This is a genomic window from Pseudomonas sp. GD03862 (assembly GCF_029840855.1).
GTDB lineage: Bacteria > Pseudomonadota > Gammaproteobacteria > Pseudomonadales > Pseudomonadaceae > Aquipseudomonas > Aquipseudomonas alloputida.
The window spans coordinates 26,693-48,031 of record NZ_JAOCDI010000024.1 but is presented as its reverse complement, the minus strand read 5'-3'; the positions used below and the strand labels follow the sequence as shown (position 1 = coordinate 48,031).

17 protein-coding genes and 1 tRNA gene are annotated in these 21,339 nt (G+C 60.2%); 15 read left to right on the top strand and 3 right to left on the bottom strand.

The window, feature by feature from the left end; translation table 11 throughout:
* Positions 1 to 16: 16 nt before the first annotated feature.
* The 7 genes from apaG (at position 17) to N5D53_RS16525 (ending at position 7,969) form a co-directional block, all read left to right on the top strand.
* A complete protein-coding gene (apaG, locus tag N5D53_RS16555; protein ID WP_003255559.1) occupies positions 17 to 397 on the top strand; it encodes a Co2+/Mg2+ efflux protein ApaG in 381 nt (126 codons plus the stop codon).
* Entirely contained in the window at positions 397 to 1,263 is an 867-nt protein-coding gene (locus N5D53_RS16550; RefSeq protein ID WP_004576191.1) for a symmetrical bis(5'-nucleosyl)-tetraphosphatase, read from the top strand. The genes apaG and N5D53_RS16550 overlap by 1 nt, the downstream gene beginning before the upstream one ends.
* A gap of 14 nt (positions 1,264 to 1,277) precedes the next feature.
* A complete protein-coding gene (gene glpE / locus N5D53_RS16545; protein ID WP_010951742.1) occupies positions 1,278 to 1,610 on the top strand; it encodes a thiosulfate sulfurtransferase GlpE in 333 nt (110 codons plus the stop codon).
* 282 nt (positions 1,611 to 1,892) lie between these two features.
* A complete protein-coding gene (locus N5D53_RS16540; RefSeq protein WP_104960674.1) occupies positions 1,893 to 3,815 on the top strand; it encodes a PrkA family serine protein kinase in 1,923 nt (640 codons plus the stop codon).
* 155 nt (positions 3,816 to 3,970) lie between these two features.
* The gene (locus N5D53_RS16535; protein ID WP_003255564.1) at positions 3,971 to 5,242 is read left to right on the top strand and encodes a YeaH/YhbH family protein; all 1,272 of its coding nucleotides are present in this window, start codon (positions 3,971 to 3,973) and stop codon (positions 5,240 to 5,242) included.
* A complete protein-coding gene (locus N5D53_RS16530) occupies positions 5,239 to 6,807 on the top strand; it encodes a SpoVR family protein (RefSeq protein WP_010951740.1) in 1,569 nt (522 codons plus the stop codon). The genes N5D53_RS16535 and N5D53_RS16530 overlap by 4 nt, the downstream gene beginning before the upstream one ends.
* 55 nt (positions 6,808 to 6,862) lie before the next feature.
* A complete protein-coding gene (locus N5D53_RS16525; protein WP_190869747.1) occupies positions 6,863 to 7,969 on the top strand; it encodes a multifunctional CCA addition/repair protein in 1,107 nt (368 codons plus the stop codon).
* Positions 7,970 to 8,217: 248 nt separating this feature from the next.
* Here the strand turns inward: N5D53_RS16525 and folK are convergent, their stop codons facing one another.
* On the bottom strand, positions 8,218 to 8,727 hold the full coding sequence (gene folK, locus N5D53_RS16520) for a 2-amino-4-hydroxy-6-hydroxymethyldihydropteridine diphosphokinase (protein ID WP_003255569.1): 510 nt from the start codon (positions 8,725 to 8,727) through the stop codon (positions 8,218 to 8,220).
* Positions 8,718 to 9,074: a dihydroneopterin aldolase gene (gene folB / locus N5D53_RS16515; protein WP_190869748.1), complete on the bottom strand. Its 357-nt coding sequence runs from the start codon at positions 9,072 to 9,074 to the stop codon at positions 8,718 to 8,720. Before folB ends, folK begins: the two co-directional genes overlap by 10 nt.
* 74 nt (positions 9,075 to 9,148) lie before the next feature.
* Between folB and plsY the strand changes: the two genes are divergently transcribed.
* Positions 9,149 to 9,718 carry a glycerol-3-phosphate 1-O-acyltransferase PlsY gene (gene plsY / locus N5D53_RS16510; protein WP_010951737.1) on the top strand — a complete coding sequence of 190 codons (570 nt, stop codon included), beginning with the start codon at positions 9,149 to 9,151 and terminating at the stop codon, positions 9,716 to 9,718.
* 17 nt (positions 9,719 to 9,735) lie between these two features.
* Here plsY and tsaD read toward each other — a convergent pair whose 3' ends face one another.
* Positions 9,736 to 10,761, bottom strand: a complete 1,026-nt coding sequence (tsaD, locus tag N5D53_RS16505) for a tRNA (adenosine(37)-N6)-threonylcarbamoyltransferase complex transferase subunit TsaD (protein WP_021782705.1) — start codon at positions 10,759 to 10,761, stop codon at positions 9,736 to 9,738.
* A 204-nt stretch (positions 10,762 to 10,965) separates the two neighbouring features.
* Between tsaD and rpsU the strand changes: the two genes are divergently transcribed.
* The 7 genes from rpsU to N5D53_RS16470 all read left to right on the top strand — a co-directional run bounded on the left by rpsU (position 10,966) and on the right by N5D53_RS16470 (position 20,994).
* Positions 10,966 to 11,181, top strand: a complete 216-nt coding sequence (gene rpsU / locus N5D53_RS16500) for a 30S ribosomal protein S21 (protein WP_003255575.1) — start codon at positions 10,966 to 10,968, stop codon at positions 11,179 to 11,181.
* Between the two features lie 304 nt (positions 11,182 to 11,485).
* Positions 11,486 to 13,468 carry a DNA primase gene (gene dnaG, locus N5D53_RS16495; protein WP_104960672.1) on the top strand — a complete coding sequence of 661 codons (1,983 nt, stop codon included), beginning with the start codon at positions 11,486 to 11,488 and terminating at the stop codon, positions 13,466 to 13,468.
* Positions 13,469 to 13,535: 67 nt separating this feature from the next.
* Entirely contained in the window at positions 13,536 to 15,386 is a 1,851-nt protein-coding gene (gene rpoD, locus N5D53_RS16490; protein WP_003255578.1) for an RNA polymerase sigma factor RpoD, read from the top strand.
* A gap of 127 nt (positions 15,387 to 15,513) precedes the next feature.
* Positions 15,514 to 19,257 carry a bifunctional diguanylate cyclase/phosphodiesterase gene (locus N5D53_RS16485; protein WP_010951734.1) on the top strand — a complete coding sequence of 1,248 codons (3,744 nt, stop codon included), beginning with the start codon at positions 15,514 to 15,516 and terminating at the stop codon, positions 19,255 to 19,257.
* 16 nt (positions 19,258 to 19,273) lie between these two features.
* Positions 19,274 to 19,350: transfer RNA gene (locus N5D53_RS16480), tRNA-Ile, on the top strand.
* Positions 19,351 to 19,476: 126 nt separating this feature from the next.
* Positions 19,477 to 20,568: a site-specific integrase gene (locus tag N5D53_RS16475; RefSeq protein ID WP_156311185.1), complete on the top strand. Its 1,092-nt coding sequence runs from the start codon at positions 19,477 to 19,479 to the stop codon at positions 20,566 to 20,568.
* 207 nt (positions 20,569 to 20,775) lie between these two features.
* Entirely contained in the window at positions 20,776 to 20,994 is a 219-nt protein-coding gene (locus tag N5D53_RS16470) for a hypothetical protein (RefSeq protein ID WP_028633554.1), read from the top strand.
* Positions 20,995 to 21,339: the final 345 nt, after the last annotated feature.

Here is a 21,339-nt window from a genome sequence, read left to right as displayed (position 1 = left end):
CGCCCAAGGCCCTTGCATGTCCGACCCCCGCTATCAAATCGACGTCAGCGTCGTGACCCGCTACCTGAAAGAACAATCCGACCCCGAAAACAGTCGCTTCGCTTTCGCCTACACCATTACCGTGCAGAACAACGGCTCGCTCAGTGCCAAGTTGCTGTCGCGCCACTGGCTGATCACCAACGGTGACGGCGAGGTAGAGGAAGTACGCGGTGCCGGCGTGGTCGGCCAGCAACCCAACATCGACCCTGGCCAGAGCCACACTTACAGCAGTGGTGCCGTCATCAGCACCCGCGTTGGCACCATGCAGGGCAGCTACCAGATGTTCGCCGAGGACGGTAAGCGCTTCGACGCCGAGATTGCCCCCTTCCGGCTGGCAGTGCCCGGAGCGCTGCACTGATGGCCACCTACGCCGTCGGAGACCTGCAGGGCTGCCTGCAGCCGCTCAAATGCCTGCTCGATCGCGTCAGTTTCAACCCCGCCGTCGACCGCCTGTGGCTGGTCGGCGACCTGGTCAACCGCGGCCCCGAGTCACTGGAAACCCTGCGCTTCCTGTACTCGATCCGTCATTCACTGGTCTGCGTGCTGGGCAACCATGACCTGCACCTGCTGGCCGCCTGGCACAACGTCGAGCGCCTCAAGAAAAGCGACACACTGCGCGAGATCATCGAAGCGCCGGACGCCGACCAGCTGTTCGACTGGCTGCGCCAGCAAAAGCTGCTGCATTACGACGAGCCTCGCGGTATCGCCCTGGTTCACGCCGGCATACCGCCACAATGGACCCTTGGCAAAGCCTTGGAACTCGCCGCCGAGGTCGAGGAAGTGCTGCGTGACGACACCCGCCTGCAGCTGTACCTCGACGGCATGTATGGCAACGAGCCGAACAAGTGGAGCAAGAACCTCGCCGGCGTCGAACGCCTGCGGGTCATCACCAACTACTTCACCCGCATGCGCTTCTGCACGGCCGATGGCAAACTCGACCTCAAGAGCAAGGAAGGCCTGGGTAGCGCGCCCAAAGGCTACAAAGCCTGGTACGCACACAAGGACCGCCGCTCACGCCACGTGAAGATCATCTTTGGCCATTGGGCCGCCCTGCAGGGTGAGGTCACCGAGCCCGACGTCATCGCCCTGGACACTGGCTGCGTATGGGGTGGCGCCATGACCCTGTACAACGTCGACAGCGGCGAATACCACCGCTGCGACTGCGCCGACGACGGCACCCTGCGCCAGCCGGCACAACCCACTACACTCAACGACCACACCTGAAGGAAGTAGTACCCATGAGCGAATTCAAGCGCATCCCTCCTGAGCAGGCCTTGGAGCTTCGCAAGAAAGAAGGTGCGGTCGTCGTCGACATTCGCGACCCGCAGGCCTTCGCCGCCGGCCACATCACCGGCGCCCGGCACCTGGATAACCACTCGGTCGCTGATTTCATTCGCAACGCCGACCTCGACGCGCCAACCCTGGTGGTCTGCTATCACGGCAATTCCAGCCAAAGTGCTGCCGCCTACCTGGTAGGCCAGGGTTTCTCCGACGTGTACAGCGTGGACGGCGGCTTCGAACTGTGGCGCGCGACCTACCCGGCCGAGACCGCCCAGGGCAACGCTGAATAATTTTTTATTTTCCCCTGCAGCCCGTGCGCCGCGCGGGCTTGCGGCTTATCTGACGAACGGTCGTTCGTAACTTCTGCCTTCCTCGCCCCTTTACCTTGCAGATAACCAACTACGCTTAAGCTCAGGCCATCCAAAAAGGGGAGAGCCGGTACACCGGCGTGCGGGTCATCGGTAGCGTTACAGGGTGTTCTGGGGGGTATACAGCAATCGGCCAACCCGGTTGCATGCCAGCATCAGCTGACTGATCCGGCGTCGTCTCCACGTATCGAGCGAGGTGACGTCATGAGTATTTTTAGCCACTTCCAACAACGTTTCGAGTCTACGCGCCAGGAAGAACTCTCGCTGCAGGAGTACCTCGAGCTGTGCAAAGAGGATCGCAGTGCCTACGCATCGGCGGCCGAACGGCTGTTGCTGGCCATCGGTGAGCCAGAGCTGATCGACACCTCTACCAACTCCAGGCTGTCGCGCATCTTCTCCAACAAGGTTATCCGCCGCTATCCGGCCTTTGCCGACTTCCATGGCATGGAAGAGTGCATCGACCAGATCGTGTCGTACTTCCGCCACGCCGCCCAAGGCCTGGAAGAGAAGAAACAGATCCTCTATCTGCTGGGCCCGGTAGGCGGCGGCAAGTCCTCGCTGGCGGAAAAACTCAAGCAGCTGATGGAAAAGGTGCCCTTCTACGCGATCAAGGGCTCGCCGGTATTCGAGTCACCTCTGGGCTTGTTCAATGCCACCGAAGATGGAGCCATCCTCGAGGAAGAGTTCGGCATCCCACGGCGCTACCTCAACACCATCATGTCGCCTTGGGCCACCAAGCGCCTGCAGGAGTTTGGCGGTGACATCTCCAAGTTCAAGGTGGTGAAGCTGTACCCGTCGATTCTTAACCAGATCGCCATTGCCAAGACCGAACCCGGCGATGAAAACAACCAGGACATCTCGGCCCTGGTCGGCAAGGTCGATATCCGCAAACTTGAGGAATACCCACAGAACGACGCCGACGCCTATAGCTACTCGGGCGCGCTGTGCCGGGCCAACCAGGGCCTGATGGAATTCGTCGAAATGTTCAAGGCGCCGATCAAGGTCCTGCACCCCTTGCTCACCGCCACCCAGGAAGGCAACTACAACAGTACCGAAGGCCTTGGAGCGATCCCCTATACCGGGATTCTGCTGGCGCACTCCAACGAATCGGAGTGGCACACCTTCCGTAACAACAAGAACAACGAAGCGTTCATCGACAGGATCTATATCGTCAAGGTGCCGTACTGCCTGCGGGTCAGCGATGAAATCAAGATCTACGACAAACTGCTGATCAACAGCTCGCTATCCAAGGCCCACTGTGCGCCAGATACGCTCAAGATGCTGGCTCAGTTCACGGTGCTTTCCCGCCTGAAAGAACCAGAGAACTCTAATATCTATTCCAAGATGCGCGTTTACGACGGGGAAAACCTCAAGGACACCGATCCAAAGGCCAAGTCGATCCAGGAATACCGGGACTCTGCGGGTGTCGACGAAGGCATGAACGGCCTGTCGACGCGCTTCGCCTTCAAGATCCTGTCCAAGGTGTTCAACTTCGACCCACACGAAATTGCCGCCAACCCGGTGCACCTGCTGTATGTCCTCGAACAGCAGATCGAACAGGAGCAATTCCCGGCTGAAGTGCGTGAACGCTATCTGCGCTACCTGAAGGAATACCTGGCTCCGCGCTACATCGAGTTTATCGGCAAGGAAATCCAGACCGCCTACCTGGAGTCCTACAGCGAATACGGCCAGAACATCTTCGACCGCTACGTGCTGTATGCAGACTTCTGGATCCAGGATCAGGAATACCGCGACCCGGAAACCGGCGAAATTCTCAACCGCATTGCGCTCAACGAGGAACTGGAGAAGATCGAGAAACCGGCTGGCATCAGCAACCCGAAAGACTTCCGCAACGAGATCGTCAACTTCGTACTGCGCGCACGCGCCAACAACAATGGCAAGAATCCAAGCTGGCTGAGTTATGAAAAGCTGCGGGTCGTGATCGAGAAGAAAATGTTCTCCAACACCGAAGACCTGCTGCCGGTCATCAGCTTCAACGCCAAGGCCAGCAAAGAGGACCAGAAGAAACACAACGACTTCGTCACCCGGATGGTGGAGCGTGGCTATACCGACAAACAGGTGCGCCTGCTGTCGGAATGGTACCTGCGGGTCAGGAAATCGCAATAAAGCGGCAAGCTACGAGCCGCAAGCTGCAAGCTGCCTGGCGTTGGCATCGCTGCCCGCGTCACAGCTTGCAGCGGCGGTGGCTGCGCTTTCTTGCAGCTTGAAGCTTGTGGCTTGCAGCTTGTGGGTTGCAGCTGCATCCAGTCACCGGAGGGACCATGAGCTACGTTATAGACCGACGCCTGAACGGCAAGAACAAGAGCACGGTCAACCGCCAGCGCTTCCTGCGGCGGTACCGCGAACATATCAAGAAGGCCGTCGAAGAGGCGGTGAGCCGCCGTTCCATCATGGATATGGAACATGGCGAGCAGATCAGTATTCCCGGGCGCGACATCGACGAACCGGTCTTGCACCATGGTCGCGGGGGCAAACAGACCATCGTGCATCCTGGCAACAAAGAATTCACTGCCGGTGAACACATCCCACGGCCGCAAGGCGGTGGAGGTGGCGGCGGTCGCGGCAAGGCCGGCAATTCCGGCGAGGGCATGGACGAGTTCGTCTTCCAGATCACCCAGGAAGAATTTCTCGAATTCATGTTCGAAGACCTTGAGCTACCCAACCTGGTCAAACGTCACCTGACGGGCGCCGACACCTTCAAGACTGTTCGCGCCGGCATCGCCAACGAAGGCAACCCGTCACGCATCAATATCGTGCGCACCCTGCGCTCGGCCCATGCCCGGCGTATCGCCCTGACCGGCAGCAGCCGCGCCCTGCTGCGCGAAGCACAAAAGGAACTCGATCGCCTGCGGGTCGAAGAGCCGGACAATTTCACCGATATCCAGGAAGTCGAACAGGAAATCGAGCGCCTGAAGGCACGTATCAACCGCCTGCCCTTCCTCGACACCTTCGACCTCAAGTACAACCTGCTGGTCAAGCAACCCAACCCCAGCTCGAAGGCAGTGATGTTCTGCCTGATGGACGTATCCGGTTCGATGACCCAGGCCACCAAGGACATCGCAAAGCGCTTCTTCATCCTGCTGTACCTGTTCCTCAAGCGTAACTACGAGCGCATCGAAGTCGTGTTCATTCGCCACCACACCAGTGCCCGGGAAGTCGATGAAGAAGAGTTCTTCTACTCGCGGGAAACCGGCGGCACCATCGTCTCCAGTGCCCTCAAGCTGATGCAGGAGATCATGGCCGAGCGTTACCCGGCCAGCGACTGGAACATCTATGCCGCGCAGGCTTCTGATGGCGACAACTGGAACGACGACTCGCCCATCTGCCGCGACATCCTTTCCAAACAGATCATGCCGCATGTGCAGTACTACACTTACGTTGAGATCACCCCCCGTGAACACCAGGCGCTGTGGTATGAATACGAGCGTATCGGAGATGCTTTCCCCGACACGTTCGCCCAGCAGCAGTTGGTATCGGCCGGCGACATCTACCCGGTCTTCCGTGAACTCTTCCAGCGCAGGTTAGCCACATGACCGCCAGAGCACAGAGACGCCAACCCATTTCCACTGGGTCCGAGTGGACGTTCGAGCTGATCCAGACCTACGACCGGGAAATCAGCCGCTTGGCCGAGCGTTACGCCCTGGACACCTACCCCAACCAGATCGAGGTCATCACTGCCGAACAGATGATGGACGCCTACGCCTCGGTCGGCATGCCGCTGGGCTACCACCACTGGTCCTACGGCAAGCAGTTCCTCAGTACGGAAAAGTCTTACAGCCGCGGCCAGATGGGCCTGGCCTACGAGATCGTGATCAACTCTGACCCCTGTATCGCCTACCTGATGGAAGAAAACACCATGTGCATGCAGGCACTGGTGATTGCGCACGCGTGCTACGGCCATAACAGTTTTTTCAAAGGCAATTACCTGTTCCGTACCTGGACTGACGCCAGTTCGATCATCGACTATCTGGTGTTCGCCAAGCAGTACATCGCCCAGTGCGAGGAGCGCCACGGTATCGATGCTGTGGAGGACTTGATCGACTCCTGCCATGCCCTGATGAACTACGGTGTCGACCGCTACAAGCGGCCTTACCCTATTTCTGCGGAAGAAGAGCGGCGCCGGCAACAGGAGCGCGAAGAGCATCTTCAGCGTCAGATCAACGACCTTTGGCGGACAATTCCGAAAAACGCCGAAAAGGGTAACGACCGCGATGAGGGGCGCTTCCCCGCCGAACCGCAGGAAAACATCCTGTATTTCATCGAGAAGAACGCCCCGCTGCTCGAACCCTGGCAACGTGAGGTAGTGCGCATCGTGCGCAAGATCGCCCAGTACTTCTACCCGCAGCGCCAGACCCAGGTCATGAACGAAGGTTGGGCAACCTTCTGGCACTACACCCTGATGAACGACCTGTACGACGAGGGGCTGATTACCGAAGGCTTCATGATGGAGTTCTTGCAGTCGCACACCAGCGTGGTGTTCCAGCCCGGCTTCGACAGCCCGTACTACAGCGGCATCAACCCCTACGCACTGGGTTTTGCGATGTACACCGACATCCGCCGCATGTGCGAAAACCCCACCGAGGAAGATCGCCACTGGTTCCCCGAAATTGCCGGCAGCGACTGGCTTTCTACCATCAAGTTCGCCATGAGCAGCTTCAAGGACGAGAGCTTCATCCTGCAGTACCTGTCGCCCAAGGTGATGCGCGACCTCAAGCTGTTCAGCATCCTCGATGACGACCAGCGCGACGACCTGCTGGTGCCCGCCATCCATGATGAGGCCGGCTACCGGGTGATTCGTGAGCAGCTGGCAGCGCAGTACAACCTGGGCAACCGTGAACCGAACGTACAGATCTGGAGCGTCGACCGCCGCGGAGACCGCTCGCTGACACTGCGGCACCAGCAACACAACCGCAAACCGCTGGGCGACTCGACCGACGAAGTGCTCAAGCACCTGCATCGCCTGTGGGGCTTCGATATCCACCTGGAGACCGTGCAAGGCGAGCAAGTGATGAGTACTCACCACATGCCGCCGCGCGGCGAGCATAGCGAAAGCGCCGACTACGGCCGCATGGACCTGGCTGTTATCCACCACCTCTGATGCGACCCCATGACCGCCGACGGGTTATCCTGTCGGCAGTTATGGAGAGCTGCACATGCACATCTACAAAGTTGGCGGCGCCGTGCGCGACCGTTTGCTCGGCCGCCCTGTCAGCGATATCGACTGGCTGGTGGTGGGCGCCACCGTCGAAGAAATGCTAGCAAAGGGCTATCGGCCGGTGGGAGCCGATTTCCCGGTGTTCCTGCACCCGAAAACCGGTGAGGAATACGCCCTGGCGCGCACCGAGCGCAAGAGTGGGCGAGGCTACGGCGGGTTCACTTTTCACGCCAGCCCCGACGTAACCCTGGAAGAGGACCTGATCCGCCGCGACCTCACCATCAATGCGATGGCCGAGGATGAGGCGGGCACGGTCTACGACCCCTACCAAGGCAAGAACGATCTGGATCAACGCCTGCTACGCCATGTTTCCCCGGCATTCGCCGAAGATCCTTTGCGGGTGCTGCGCGTTGCACGCTTTGCTGCCCGTTACGCACCACTGGGGTTCCGGGTTGCCGATGAAACCTTGGCGCTGATGCGCCAGATCAGTGCCTCGGGCGAACTGCAGGCACTCACTGCCGAGCGCAGCTGGAAGGAAATCGAGCGCGCGCTGATGGAAGTACAACCGCAGGTATTCTTCAAGGTGCTGAGCGCGTGTGGGGCCCTGCAGGAGCTGCTGCCAGAGCTCGATGACAGCTCCCGGACATTGGCGGCGCTGGAGCAGGCGGCGGCGCACGAACAACCGCTGCACGTGCGCTGGGCCTGCCTGTTGCGAGGGTTGGCACCGACATCGATCAAAGCCGTCAACCAGCGCCTGAAGGTACCGCGAGAGTGCCAGGAACTGGCAATGCTGGCCGGGGAATGCCTGGCGCAGGGTAATCAGGCGCTCGAACTGCCTGCCAAAGCACTGCTGGAGCTGTTGCAGAAGTTCGATGTTTACCGACGGCCGCAGCGATTTGAGGATTTTTTGGCCGTTTGCGAGATGGCGGCGCGGGGCGATGGCGAGCAGGGTTACCCACAGGCCGATTACCTGCGAGGCGCAGCAGCGGCGGCGCGAGCGGTGGATGTGAAGCCGTTGGTGCAAGCCGGGCTGACGGGTCAGGCACTTGGCGAAGCACTCAAAGGTGAACGGCTGAAAGCGCTCGAGGCTTACCAGCGCGGTTAGACCTACCGGCCTCTTCGCGGGTAAACCCGCTCCTACGGGAGGCACACATCAGAGGTTGGGCTCAGCCCGTCGTAGGAGCGGGTTTACCCGCGAAAGGGCCGGACCTGCTGGCCAATTTCCACCCGCGGTTCACCGTCGCAGCCGCCACAGTATTCGCGGGTAAACCCGCTCCTACAGGGGGCACACATCAGAGGTTGGGCTCAGCCCGTTGTAGGAGCGGGTTTACCCGCGAAGAGGCCGATACAGGCTCAAGCGGGCGTCAACTGTAACCCGCGCCACTCAAAGGCCACCGGGGCCAGTACCTGATCAATCTGCGCTTCCTGCCATAGCTGCGCCATGCGCTTGCCCACACCCGGATGCACCAGGTCGGGTGCCAGCAACGACAGCGGCCACAGCACAAAAGCGTTCTTCAGAATCTCGGCCCGGGGCAGTACCAGCCCATCGAAGGTACCGTGCAAATCGTCATACATCAGCACGTCGATATCCAGCGGCAGTCCCTTGCGGTCAGGTGCATAGCGGCCATTGTCGGCCTCGATGAACTTCAGCCGGCGGTCCAGCTCGATCAACGGCAACGCGGTTTGCCCCGTCACCACGAAGTTGATGAACGGCCCGCTCTTGATGCCCACCGCCTGGCTTTCGAAGGCCGGCGAACAGCGCATGTCAGTCAGGATGCCAGCCAACGCATCGAGCCCGGCGCACAAATGCGCCTCACGGTCGATATTGCTGCCCAGGCCCAGGTAAACCGTGCTCAGAGACATCCGCGCTCGATCTCCACGCCAACACCACCACGAGCCGCGGGCACCGCGCCCGGCTTGGTCAGCTTCAAGCGCACCCAGGGGATGTGGAACTCGTCCATCAGGGCTGCCACCAGGCGCTCGGCAAATGTCTCAACCAGTTCGAAACGGGCCTGTTCGGCAAACGCCTGGATGCGCGCCGACACACTGGCGTAATCCAGCGCCAGGTTCAGGTCGTCTCCGGCGGCGGCCGGGCGGTTGTCCCAGGCAAAGCTCAGGTCCAGGCGCAAGCACTGGCGAATATCCCGCTCCCAGTCATAGGCACCGATGACGGTATCGACTTCCAGGCCTTCGATGAACACTCTGTCCAAGCACTTCTCTCCACAGCACGACAAGGGCGACTGGCGCCGTTAGAATCAGGGCGTCCTCGCCCGGAATAGTTAGCATGTTTTGGTTACTGGCGTTGCTCGCCTACCTGCTCGGCTCGCTGTCCTTCGCCATTGTTCTCAGCCGCCTCTCGGGCAGCCCGGACCCGCGTTCCAGCGGCTCAGGCAATGCCGGCGCCACCAACATGCTACGCCTGGCAGGCCGTAAACTGGCGATCCTGACCCTGCTAGGCGACCTGTGCAAGGGCCTTTTGCCGGTATTGCTCGCCCGCGCTGCTGGGCTGGACCTGCACGCGCAGGCCTGGGTGGGCATATGCGCAGTGCTGGGCCACCTGTTCCCCCTGTACTTCCGTTTCAAGGGCGGCAAGGGCGTGGCGACGGCTGCCGGCATGCTCATGGCCCTGTACTTTCCGGCCGCGCTGCTGGCCATCGGCGCCTGGCTGCTGACCTTCTACCTCACGCGCACCAGCTCACTGGCCGCGCTGATTGCCACGCCACTCACCTTGCCATTGCTGGCCTGGCGCGAGCCCGAAGCCCTGCTGCCGATCAGCGTACTGACAGTGATGATCGTGTGGCGCCACCGCAACAACCTGCGCGACCTGTTTGCAGGGCGCGAACGGCACTTCTGAACCTTCGACGCGCTACCTTACAGCGGCGGCAACTGTTCCATCGGCCAGCGTGCCTGCACGCTGATCGCCAGGTCTTGCTGCTGCCCGGCCAGCAGGCGCTGGCAACCGGCGTAGGCGATCATCGCACCATTGTCGGTACAGAATTGCGGGCGCGCGTAGTACACGTTGCCCTTGATGCTACCGAGCATGTCCTCCAGAGACGCGCGCAGGGCCTTGTTGGCACTCACGCCACCCGCGATGACCAGCCGCTTGAGGCCGGTCTGCTTGAGCGCCCGCTTGCACTTGATGGTCAAAGTCTCCACCACCGCCTGCTGGAATGCCAGGGACAGGTCGCAACGGGTTTGCTCACTGTCGTCGCCAGCATTCTTGCATTGCTGCCAGGTGTTCAGGGCGAAGGTCTTGAGGCCACTGAAGCTGAATTCCAGGCCTGGCCGATCGGTCATTGGCCGCGGGAACACGAAGCGCCCGGCCACACCTTGTTCGGCCAGACGCGCGATTTCCGGACCACCCGGGTAATTGAGGCCGATCAGCTTGGCGGTCTTGTCGAACGCTTCACCGGCAGCATCGTCCAGGCTTTCGCCCAACAGTTCGTACTGACCGATGCCATCGACCCGAACCAGCTGGGTATGTCCACCGGAAACCAACAAAGCGACGAACGGAAACTCTGGCGGGTTTTCTTCCAGCATGGGTGCCAGCAGGTGACCCTCCATGTGGTGCACACCGATCGCCGGGATGTCCCAGGCAAAGGCCAGCGCCTGGGCGCAGGAAGCGCCCACCAGCAAGGCGCCGACCAGGCCGGGGCCCGCGGTGTAGGCGATGGCGTCGATTTCGGTGGCAACGCAGCCTGCCTCGTCCAGCACCTGGCGGATGAGCGGCAGCATGCGCTTGACGTGATCACGCGAGGCAAGCTCGGGCACCACGCCGCCGAAGACGCGGTGCAGGTCGATCTGGCTGAACAGTGCGTCGGCCAACAAACCGCGTTCACTGTCGTATAATGCGACGCCGGTTTCGTCGCAGGATGTTTCCAATCCCAGTACTAGCATGGGCTCGTCCCTTGTGGGGGCTGAATTCGAAGCCGCGCATGATAGTCCCCGTGTCGGGTGCCGACCAGCGGTTTTCGATCAGAGGCTTTGCATTCCGGCTTGCTAAGGGTTAACATCCGCAACCCTTGAAAACCGACGTTCTCCAGCACACCTTTGTTTTGCCAGGAGCACGTCTACCCCGGTAATGAATTAAGGTAGCCCTGGATGCCAGCCGTCAAAGTTAAAGAGAACGAACCCTTCGACGTAGCTCTGCGTCGTTTCAAGCGCTCCTGCGAAAAAGCCGGTGTACTGGCTGAAGTTCGTAGCCGCGAGTTTTACGAGAAGCCGACCGCAGAGCGTAAGCGCAAAGCAGCTGCTGCTGTTAAGCGTCACGCCAAGAAAGTTCAGCGCGAACAGCGCCGCGCCGTTCGTCTGTACTAATACAGGCGTTCAACGCAAAGCTTCTGCCCTGCCCGGCTAACCCCCGGGCGATGGCAGTGGTCGTTTCAAACTTGAGCAGCTAGCTCAAGGCCCTGCACAAGCTTCATGCGAACTGCATCATGGGCAACCTGCCTGAAACGTCAGAGCTGGTCCTCCTTGCTGTATGACCAGACGTGCACGTCCGACTGACGAGCCCTTAGGGGCTGGCGACGAGCACACATTCCCTCGCACTTCCCCAAGCAGCACTCGCCCCCTTCGGCGCGTGAGCGATTAGACTTGCCAGTTGCCAGATAACGAGACTGCCATGGCCGGGCTGATTCCCCAGAGTTTCATTGACGACCTGATCAACCGCCTCGACATCGTCGACGTGGTGAGTTCGCGCGTCCAGCTGAAAAAAACCGGCAAGAACTACTCCGCCTGCTGCCCGTTCCACAAAGAAAAAACCCCGTCCTTCACGGTCAGCCCCGACAAGCAGTTCTACTACTGCTTCGGCTGTGGCGCCGGTGGCAACGCCTTGGGCTTTGTCATGGACCACGACAACCTGGACTTCCCCCAGGCCGTCGAGGAACTGGCCCGCGCCGCCGGCATGGAAGTGCCCCGCGAGCAAGGCCGCCGCGACCAGAAGCCGCGCCAGCCCACTGACTCGCCACTGTACCCGCTACTGGACGCCGCCTCGGAGTTCTACCGCCAGGCCCTGCGCAGCCACCCGTCCCGCAAGGCAGCGGTGGACTACCTCAAGGGCCGCGGCCTGTCCGGGGAAATTGCCCGCGACTTCGGCCTGGGCTTTGCCCCGCCCGGCTGGGACAACCTGCTCAAGCACCTGGGTGCCGACACCCTGCAACAGAAGGTGATGATCGATGCCGGCCTGCTGATCGAGAACGCCGAGAGCGGCAAGCGCTACGACCGCTTCCGCGACCGGGTGATGTTCCCGATACGTGACAGCCGCGGGCGCATCATCGCCTTCGGTGGCCGGGTGCTCGGCGACGACAAGCCCAAGTACCTGAACTCCCCGGAAACCCCGGTGTTCCACAAGGGGCAGGAGCTGTACGGGCTGTACGAGGCGCGCAAGCACAACCGCAACCTCGACGAGATCATCGTCGTCGAGGGCTACATGGACGTCATCGCCCTGGCCCAGCAAGGCCTGCGCAATGCCGTGGCCACCCTTGGCACCGCCACCAGCGAAGAGCACCTCAAGCGCCTGTTCCGCGTGGTGCCCAGCGTGCTGTTCTGTTTTGACGGCGACCAGGCCGGGCGCAAGGCCGCCTGGCGCGCACTGGAATCGACATTGTCGAACCTTCAGGACGGCCGTCGCGCGCGCTTCCTGTTCCTGCCCGAAGGCGAAGACCCGGACAGCCTGGTGCGCGCCGAAGGTACCGACGCCTTCATGGCCCGTATCAACCAGCATTCCCAACCGCTGGCCGACTACTTCTTCGAGCAACTTGGCGTAGAAGCCGACCCGCGCTCGCTGGAAGGCAAGGCGCATATGGCGACCTTGGCCGCACCGTTGATCGAAAAGATCCCCGGCGCCAACCTGCGTCAGCTGATGCGCAACCGCCTGAAGGAAATCACCGGCCTCGACCCGCAGCAGGTCGAGCAGCTGGCGCAACAAGCGCCGGCGACCGGCAGCATGCCGGACTACGACCCTGGCTACGACTACGACGCCATGGCCAGCTACACCCCCGACTACGGCGACATGCCGCAGCACGATTTTGCCCCCGTTCATCAGGAGCAGGCGTGGAAACCCAACAAGGGGGGCAGCAAGAAGCCGTGGAGCGACAAACCCTGGGACAAGAACCGCAAGGGCGGCAAGCCCTGGCAGCAACGCGACGAAGCACCTCCCCGCGTACCAGCACCGGTCGAGCCGCCCACCCTGGCCGCCCTGCGCACCCTGCTGCACCACCCACTGCTGGCCGGCAAGGTGGAAGATGCCAGCCACTTCGCCGACGAAGAACACCTGTACAGCCAGCTGCTGGTGGCATTGATCGAAGCCGCGCAGAAAAATCCTGGGCTAAGCTCAATGCAGTTGATCGCACGTTGGCATGGCACCGAACAGGGCCGCCTGCTACGGGCTCTGGCGGAAAAGGAATGGCTTATCGTGGCCGACAACCTTGAACAACAGTTTTTCGACACTATAACTAGCTTGTCCGCCCGCCAACGCGAGCGCAGCCTGGAACAACTGCTCAGGAAATCACGTCAAAGCGAATTGACCAGCGAGGAAAAAACCCAGCTCCTCGCCCTGCTGAGTCGAAATGTTCCCGCACAAACGCCGACCTCATCTGGCGCGTGAGGCCCATGCTCGGGTATAATCCTCGGCTTGTTTTTTGCCCGCCAAGACCTTCAGTGGATAGGGTGTTATGTCCGGAAAAGCGCAACAGCAGTCTCGTATCAAAGAGTTGATCACCCGCGGTCGTGAGCAGGGCTACCTGACTTACGCGGAGGTCAACGACCACCTGCCTGAGGATATTTCAGATCCGGAACAGGTGGAAGACATCATCCGCATGATCAACGACATGGGGATCAACGTATTCGAGAGTGCTCCGGATGCGGATGCCCTTCTGTTGGCGGAAGCCGACACCGATGAAGCCGCGGCCGAAGAAGCCGCTGCTGCGTTGGCGGCAGTTGAAACCGATATCGGCCGCACGACCGACCCGGTGCGCATGTATATGCGCGAAATGGGTACTGTCGAGCTGCTGACCCGCGAAGGCGAGATCGAAATCGCCAAGCGTATCGAGGAAGGCATTCGTGAAGTCATGGGCGCCATCGCCCACTTCCCGGGCACTGTCGACTACATTCTCGGCGAATATGACCGCGTCACCACCGAGGGTGGCCGCCTGTCGGACGTTCTCAGCGGTTACATCGACCCTGACGACAACATTGCCGCGCCAACCGAAGAAGTGCCGATCCCAGGTGCCAAGGCCGCTGCGGCGAAGGAAGAGTCCGACGACGACGAAGAAGAATCCGAAAGCGGTGACGACGAGGAAGAGGCCGAGAGCGGCCCGGATCCGGTCGTCGCAGCCCAACGCTTCGGTGCGGTATCCGATCAGCTTCAGGCAACCTCCAAGGTCCTGAAGAAAAATGGTCGTAACCACAAGGAAAGCATCGAGGCCCTGCAGGCCCTGGCTGACCTGTTCATGCCGATCAAGCTGGTACCAAAGCAGTTCGAGGTACTGGTCGAGCGTGTCCGTGACGCCCTGAACCGTCTGCGACAGCAAGAACGCGCCATCATGCAGCTGTGCGTACGTGACGCCCGCATGCCGCGAGCCGACTTCCTGCGCATGTTCCCAAGCAACGAAACCGACCAGACCTGGAGCGGTGACCTGGCCAAGCGCAACACCAAGTGGGCTGCCGCCCTGGGTGAAAAGAACGCTGCCATCGTCGCTTGCCAACAGAAGCTGATCGACCTTGAGACCGAAACCGGCCTGACCGTTGCCGAGATCAAGGAAATCAACCGTCGCATGTCGATCGGTGAAGCCAAGGCCCGCCGCGCCAAGAAAGAAATGGTCGAGGCGAACCTGCGTCTGGTGATTTCCATCGCCAAGAAGTACACCAACCGTGGCCTGCAGTTCCTCGACCTGATCCAGGAAGGCAACATCGGTCTGATGAAAGCGGTGGACAAGTTCGAATACCGTCGCGGCTACAAGTTCTCGACCTATGCCACCTGGTGGATCCGTCAGGCGATCACCCGTTCGATCGCCGACCAGGCACGCACCATCCGTATTCCGGTGCACATGATCGAGACGATCAACAAGCTCAACCGTATTTCCCGCCAGATGCTGCAGGAAATGGGTCGCGAACCGACTCCGGAAGAGCTTGGTGAGCGCATGGAAATGCCTGAGGACAAGATCCGCAAGGTATTGAAGATCGCCAAAGAGCCGATCTCCATGGAAACCCCGATCGGTGACGACGAAGATTCGCACCTGGGCGACTTCATCGAGGACTCGACCATGCAGTCCCCGATCGACGTGGCCACGGTCGAAAGCCTCAAGGAAGCCACCCGTGACGTGCTCTCGGGCCTGACTGCACGCGAAGCCAAGGTGCTGCGCATGCGTTTCGGTATCGACATGAACACCGACCACACCCTCGAAGAGGTGGGCAAGCAGTTTGACGTAACGCGTGAGCGGATCCGTCAGATCGAAGCGAAGGCGTTGCGCAAGCTGCGCCACCCGACTCGCAGCGAGCACCTACGCTCCTTCCTCGACGAGTGATGACAAAACCCCGGCCCAGGCCGGGGTTTTTCTTTAGTGGCCCGTGACATAAAGCCCGCCTTCCGTTGCACACCTGCGGCAATGCCCGTCTACACTCGACTTCAGACCACCTGAGTGCGAGGCTGCCATGTCCTTGAAGCCGGCCATTCTGTTGCTGATCCTGATTTTGTGGAACACAACGGCCGGCGCCCTGACCCTGACAGATGAGGAGAACGCCTGGCTGGCTGCCCACCCGCAGCTGAAACTGGGCGTAGACGCCTCTTGGCCACCGTTCGAGTTTCGCGACCAGGAGGGCCGGTACCAGGGATTGGCCGCCGACTACATCGCCATGATCCAGCAGCGCCTGGGCGTGACGTTCAAACCGGTCGAACCCAGCAGCTGGACCGAGGTGCTGGCGCAGGCGCGGGAAAGCCGTATCGACCTGCTGCCCGGCATCATGTCCACCCCCGAACGCCAGGGCTTCCTGGCTTTCACTCGCCCGTACCTCGACTTCCCCATTGTCATCCTCGCGCACAAAGGCGGCGCACAACCGCGCAAGCTGGCTGACCTGTACGGCCTGAAAATTGCCGTGGTCGAGAACTACGCCCCGCACGAGTTGCTGCGTACCCACCACCCGGACCTCAACCTGGTTGCCCTGCCAAACGTCAGCTCCACGCTGCAAGCCCTGGCCACCGACCAAGTGGATGCCGTGGTCGGCGACCTCGCTTCCAGTATCTGGAGCCTGCGCCAACTCAAGCTCGACGGCCTCTACGTCAGCGGCGAAACGCCCTACCGCTACCAGTTGGCGATGGCCGTTCCCCGCGACAAGAGCGTGCTGGTCGGCATTCTCGACAAAGTGATGGCCGACATGAGCAGCAGCGAAATCAGCCAGATCCAGCAACATTGGGTGGGCAATGTGGTCGACCAGCGGATGTTCTGGTCCGACCTGCTGGTGTATGGCCTGCCAACGGTGCTGCTGCTGATGGCTGTGCTGGCAGTGGTCATTCGCATCAACCGCCGGCTCAGCTCGGAAATTTCCCGGCGCATCGCCCTTGAGCAAGAACTGCGCAGCAGCGAATACCACTACCGTGGCCTGGTCGAGAGCCTGTCAGCCATCGCCTGGGAAGCCGATGCCAACGACTTCACCTACAGCTACGTTTCACCCCATGCCGAAGACCTGCTTGGCTACCCATTGAGTGACTGGCTCAGGCCCGGTTTCTGGCGCAGCATCCTGCACCCGGAGGACGCGCTCTGGGCTCAGGCCTACTGCGACAGCGAGACCGCAGCGGGGCGCGACCACAGCCTGGACTACCGGGTGATCCGGGCTGACGGTCAGCCCCTCTGGGTACGCAATATCGTCAGCATGATCGAGCACGGCCACCAGCCAGTGATGCGCGGGCTGATGATCGACATCAGCGAAACCAAGCGCACTGAGGACGCCCTGCGCCTGTCCGAACAGAAGTTCGCCTCGGTATTCCAGCAGTGCCCCGATATCTTGCTGATCGCTCGCCACAGCGATGGCTGCCTGCTGGAGGTGAACGAGGCTTTCGAAGAGCAGATCGGACTGCCCCCAGACCAGGTCATTGGCCGCACTGCCACCGACCTTGACCTGTGGGGCGTAGAGGGCAGTGGCCCGCTCCTGCTTGAAAGGTTGCACCAAGGTGGTATCCGTAACCTGGAAATGAGCTTCCGTCGCAGCAACGGCCAACTGTTCACTGGCCTGACTTCGGCTGAAACCTTCGAACTGGACGGCACGCCCGCGCTGGTAGTGGCAGTACGCGACATCAGCCAGCTCAAGGAGACCCAGCAACAGCTGCAAACTTCGGAAGAAAAGTTCGCAAAGGCTTTCCACGCTTCGCCCGACGGCCTGCTGCTGTCGCGCCAGAGCGACGGTTTGCTGCTGGAGGTGAACGAAGGCTTCTGCCGCCTCACCGGCTACGACCTCAACCCAACCATCGACCAGACCTCGCTGGACCTGGGTATCTGGGTCGACCTCAACGAGCGCAAACGCCTGGTCGACCAGCTCAACCGCGACGGCTTCGTGCGCGACTTCACCTGCCATATCCGCCGCAGCGACGGGCAGATCCGACTGTGCGAGCTTTCCGCCCGGCCCCTGCCGATTACCGGCGTCGACTGCATGCTGACCATCGCCCGCGACATCACCGAGCGTCACCTGATGCAAGAAAAACTGCAGCTGGCCGCCACTGTGTTCGAGAACACTGCCGAAGGGGTGCTGATTACCGACATTGACCAGCGCATCAGTGCCGTCAACCGCGCCTTCAGCGAAATCACCGGCTACAGCGAGATCGAGGCCCTCGGCCAGACCCCGCGCCTGCTCGCCTCTGGCCAGCACGACAGCGCTTTCTACCTGGCCATGTGGCACCAGCTTACCGCCGAGGGCCACTGGCAGGGCGAAATCTACAACAAGCGCAAGAACGGCGAACTTTACCCAAGCTGGCTGACCATCAGCGCCGTGCGCAACAGCGACCGCGAGATCACCCACTTCGTGGCGGTTTTTGCAGACATCTCCAGCATCAAGCACGCCCAGGCCAAACTCGACTATCAGGCCCACCATGACCCGCTGACCGGCCTGCCCAATCGCACCTTGTTCGAAAACCGGCTGCAGGGCGTACTCACCTGCGCGCAGGTGTCCAACCGCCAGGGCGCAGTGCTGTTCCTGGACCTCGACCGCTTCAAGCACATCAACGACAGCCTTGGCCACCCGGTCGGCGACCTGCTGCTCAAGGGCATCGCCCAGCGCCTGAAAGAGCAGGTACGCGACGTTGACACCGTAGCCCGCCTTGGTGGCGACGAATTCATCATTCTGCTGCCCGGCTTGCACAAGCCCAGTGACGCCAGCACTATCGCCAACAAACTACTGGCCTGCTTCAACGCACCGTTCCAGGCCGGCGAGCATGAGTTTTTCACCAGCGCCAGCATCGGCATCAGCCTCTACCCACAGGATGGCACCGACGTCTCCACACTGATCCGCAACGCCGACGCCGCCATGTACCGCTCCAAGGCCAAAGGCCGCAACCGCGTCGAAGCCTACACCCGCGACCTCACCGCCCAGGCCAGCGAGCGCATCGCCCTGGAGCATGAGCTGCGCCGGGCCGTCGAACGCAACGAAATGAGCCTGTGCTTCCAGCCCAAGCTCAGCCTGAAGACCCAGAGCCTGGTGGGTGCTGAAGCGCTGATTCGCTGGAGCCACCCGACCTTTGGTGAGGTACCGCCGGAACACTTCATCCACTTGGCGGAAGAGAACGGCACCATCCTACAGCTCGGCGACTGGGTACTGGAGCAAGCCTGCCGGCAGATGCAGGCCTGGAAGCAGCACTACCAACCCTTCGGCCCGCTGTCGATCAACCTTGCCGGCGCCCAGCTGCGCCACCCGCACCTGGCACGGCGCATCGAACAACTGCTCAAGCACCATCAGTTGAAGGCCGGTGACCTGCAGTTGGAAATCACCGAGAACTTCATCATGAGCCAGGCAGAAGAGGCCCTGGCCGTGCTGTACCAACTGAAGAAACTCGGCGTACAGCTGGCCATCGATGACTTCGGCACCGGCTATTCCTCGCTCAGCTACCTGAAGCGCCTGCCGCTGGACATCCTCAAGATCGACAAGTCCTTCATCCGCGGCCTGCCCGACGATCCACACGACGCCGCCATTGCCCGGGCGATCATTGCCCTGGGCCGCAGCATGCAGCTGACCATCATTGCCGAAGGCGTGGAGAACCAGGCCCAGCAACGTTTCCTGGCGGCCGAGGGTTGCGAGCAGATCCAGGGCTACATCGTCAGCCTCCCGCTACCACCAGAGGAATTCGCGGCCGCGTTTCTTCGCATAGCACTATCGGATCTTTCAGATGGCACAGGTGCGAAACCCTCGTTATAATCCGCCCACTTACTGAGGGCCTATAGCTCAGTTGGTTAGAGCAGAGGACTCATAATCCTTTGGTCCACGGTTCGAGTCCGTGTGGGCCCACCACACTCAAAGCCGCGCACTGCGCGGCTTTCGTGTTTTTGGCGGAACCACCTCAGATACAGTCCTATGGTCTAAAGGTACAAATTAGGTACAGTGCGGCTTCGCTTGCACGCCTTTGGAGTCCTTCAGATGGCTACAATCGTCAAAACCCCTGCCGGCACCTGGAAGGCCGTTATCCGCAAGACCGGATGGCCGACCAACGCCAAAACCTTCCGCACCAAACGCGACGCTGAGGATTGGTCACGACGCACCGAAGACGAGATGGTGCGCGGTGTGTACATCCAGCGCAGCGGCTCTGAGCGCATGACGCTGGAAATAGCGCTCAAGCGCTACCTGACCGACATTACACCTACAAAGAAGCCTACGACTCAACGCGGTGAGATCTCCAAGGCTAAAAAGCTAACGGAGCATTTGGGCAAGTATTCTCTCGCAGCCCTTTCCGCTGAAACCATTGCCAACTATCGCGACAAGCGCCTTAACGAGCCAGGCCGCGCAGGCACGACCAGCAACAACACCGTTCGCCTGGAGCTGGCTCTACTGAGCCACGTTTTCACGGTCGCGATCCAGGAGTGGGGGCTGGGCCTGACGTTTAACCCCGTGTTGAATATACGCAAGCCAAGCCCCGGGGAGGGTCGCAATCGTAGACTCTCGCCGGATGAGGAACGGCGGCTGTTCGCAGAGGTGAATCGGCATAGCAATCCAATGCTTGGGTGGATCGTTGGCATCGCTCTGGAAACTGGTATGCGCTCAGGTGAAATCGCGTCGCTACGCAGACCTCAGGTGGATACAGAGCGACGCATCGTAAGACTCGTTGACACGAAAAATGATGGTCAACGAACTGTGCCACTGAGCAAGCGAGCGACTGCGCTTTTCAAAGCCGCGATGATGAATCCCGCTCGCCCTAGCGATTGCAATCTGGTGTTTTTTGGTGAACCTGGGAAGGACGGGAAACGTCGCCCCTACGCGTTCACAAAAATCTGGGGGCTACTGGTCAAGAAGCTACAGCTATCCGACTTCAGATTTCACGACTTGAGACATGAGGCGGTAAGCCGCCTTGTGGAGGGCGGTCTCTCCGACCAAGAGGTATCGAGCATCAGCGGCCACAAATCAATGCAAATGTTGAAAAGATATACGCACTTACGCTCCGAGGATCTAGTTGCCCGACTAGATAGCATGTCAAAAAGAAAGAAAAGTTTAGCTAAACCCCAAAAGGTAGTTTAGCTAAAGTCCTTAGCTATTCTATCGCGACCCACAAGCTGAAAATAAATTTTAGCCGCTAAAAAAACTACAACTCTGGAAAAGTTTAACTAAACAATTAAGAGGCACTATAGCTAAACTTTTTCACTGTCAAGTAGAGTTTGAAAAAATACTTTTAAAAATCGCGTTAGGTGTCATAGGATATCCGAAATTAAGCGGAGGACACCTAACATGACCACGGAAGAATACATACGCGACTTATTCTCTGGGGCTCCACTTTTGTCCCTTGAGCAGCTTGCAGAGGTATTACATAGAAGCAAGGACGGCCTGAGAATCAGCCTGAGTGGCGACAATGAGGTATCGAGAAAATTTCTTCCTTGCAAGGTCAGAATTGGCAGAAGGATTTACTTTAGAACCGCAGATGTAGCCAAGGTTCTCGAGCAGGGCTGACGACGATGTCTATATCCCTAATTGTAAAAAGGAAGGTATCCAGTCATTTCACAATCATCCCTAACGATGTAATAAGTGACCAAAACTTGAGTTGGAAATCGTTAGGACTATTGGTGAAATTGCTTTCCCTACCCCCAGGCTATCCGTATCTGACAATGGAATCGCTAGCCAAGAAAAATGGCACTGGTGCCGCCGCAACCAGGAGCGGACTGCAAGAGCTTGAGACCGCAGGCTATTTGAGCATCGAGCGCACCCACGACTCCCGAGGTCGATTCGCAAAGACGGTGTGGCATATCTCTGACGAACCGTCTGAAAGGGCCGACTCTGCACCATATTGCGAAAACC

What these genes read in the sequence shown, in the direction of transcription:
- apaG (WP_003255559.1), top strand. Translation starts at nt 17, where the DNA reads ATGTCCGACCCCCGCTATCAAATCGACGTCAGCGTCGTGACCCGCTAC.
- N5D53_RS16550 (WP_004576191.1), top strand. Translation starts at nt 397, where the DNA reads ATGGCCACCTACGCCGTCGGAGACCTGCAGGGCTGCCTGCAGCCGCTC.
- glpE (WP_010951742.1), top strand. Translation starts at nt 1,278, where the DNA reads ATGAGCGAATTCAAGCGCATCCCTCCTGAGCAGGCCTTGGAGCTTCGC.
- N5D53_RS16540 (WP_104960674.1), top strand. Translation starts at nt 1,893, where the DNA reads ATGAGTATTTTTAGCCACTTCCAACAACGTTTCGAGTCTACGCGCCAG.
- N5D53_RS16535 (WP_003255564.1), top strand. Translation starts at nt 3,971, where the DNA reads ATGAGCTACGTTATAGACCGACGCCTGAACGGCAAGAACAAGAGCACG.
- N5D53_RS16530 (WP_010951740.1), top strand. Translation starts at nt 5,239, where the DNA reads ATGACCGCCAGAGCACAGAGACGCCAACCCATTTCCACTGGGTCCGAG.
- N5D53_RS16525 (WP_190869747.1), top strand. Translation starts at nt 6,863, where the DNA reads ATGCACATCTACAAAGTTGGCGGCGCCGTGCGCGACCGTTTGCTCGGC.
- folK (WP_003255569.1), bottom strand. Translation starts at nt 8,727, where the DNA reads ATGTCTCTGAGCACGGTTTACCTGGGCCTGGGCAGCAATATCGACCGT.
- plsY (WP_010951737.1), top strand. Translation starts at nt 9,149, where the DNA reads ATGTTTTGGTTACTGGCGTTGCTCGCCTACCTGCTCGGCTCGCTGTCC.
- tsaD (WP_021782705.1), bottom strand. Translation starts at nt 10,761, where the DNA reads ATGCTAGTACTGGGATTGGAAACATCCTGCGACGAAACCGGCGTCGCA.
- rpsU (WP_003255575.1), top strand. Translation starts at nt 10,966, where the DNA reads ATGCCAGCCGTCAAAGTTAAAGAGAACGAACCCTTCGACGTAGCTCTG.
- dnaG (WP_104960672.1), top strand. Translation starts at nt 11,486, where the DNA reads ATGGCCGGGCTGATTCCCCAGAGTTTCATTGACGACCTGATCAACCGC.
- rpoD (WP_003255578.1), top strand. Translation starts at nt 13,536, where the DNA reads ATGTCCGGAAAAGCGCAACAGCAGTCTCGTATCAAAGAGTTGATCACC.
- N5D53_RS16485 (WP_010951734.1), top strand. Translation starts at nt 15,514, where the DNA reads ATGTCCTTGAAGCCGGCCATTCTGTTGCTGATCCTGATTTTGTGGAAC.
- N5D53_RS16475 (WP_156311185.1), top strand. Translation starts at nt 19,477, where the DNA reads ATGGCTACAATCGTCAAAACCCCTGCCGGCACCTGGAAGGCCGTTATC.
- N5D53_RS16470 (WP_028633554.1), top strand. Translation starts at nt 20,776, where the DNA reads ATGACCACGGAAGAATACATACGCGACTTATTCTCTGGGGCTCCACTT.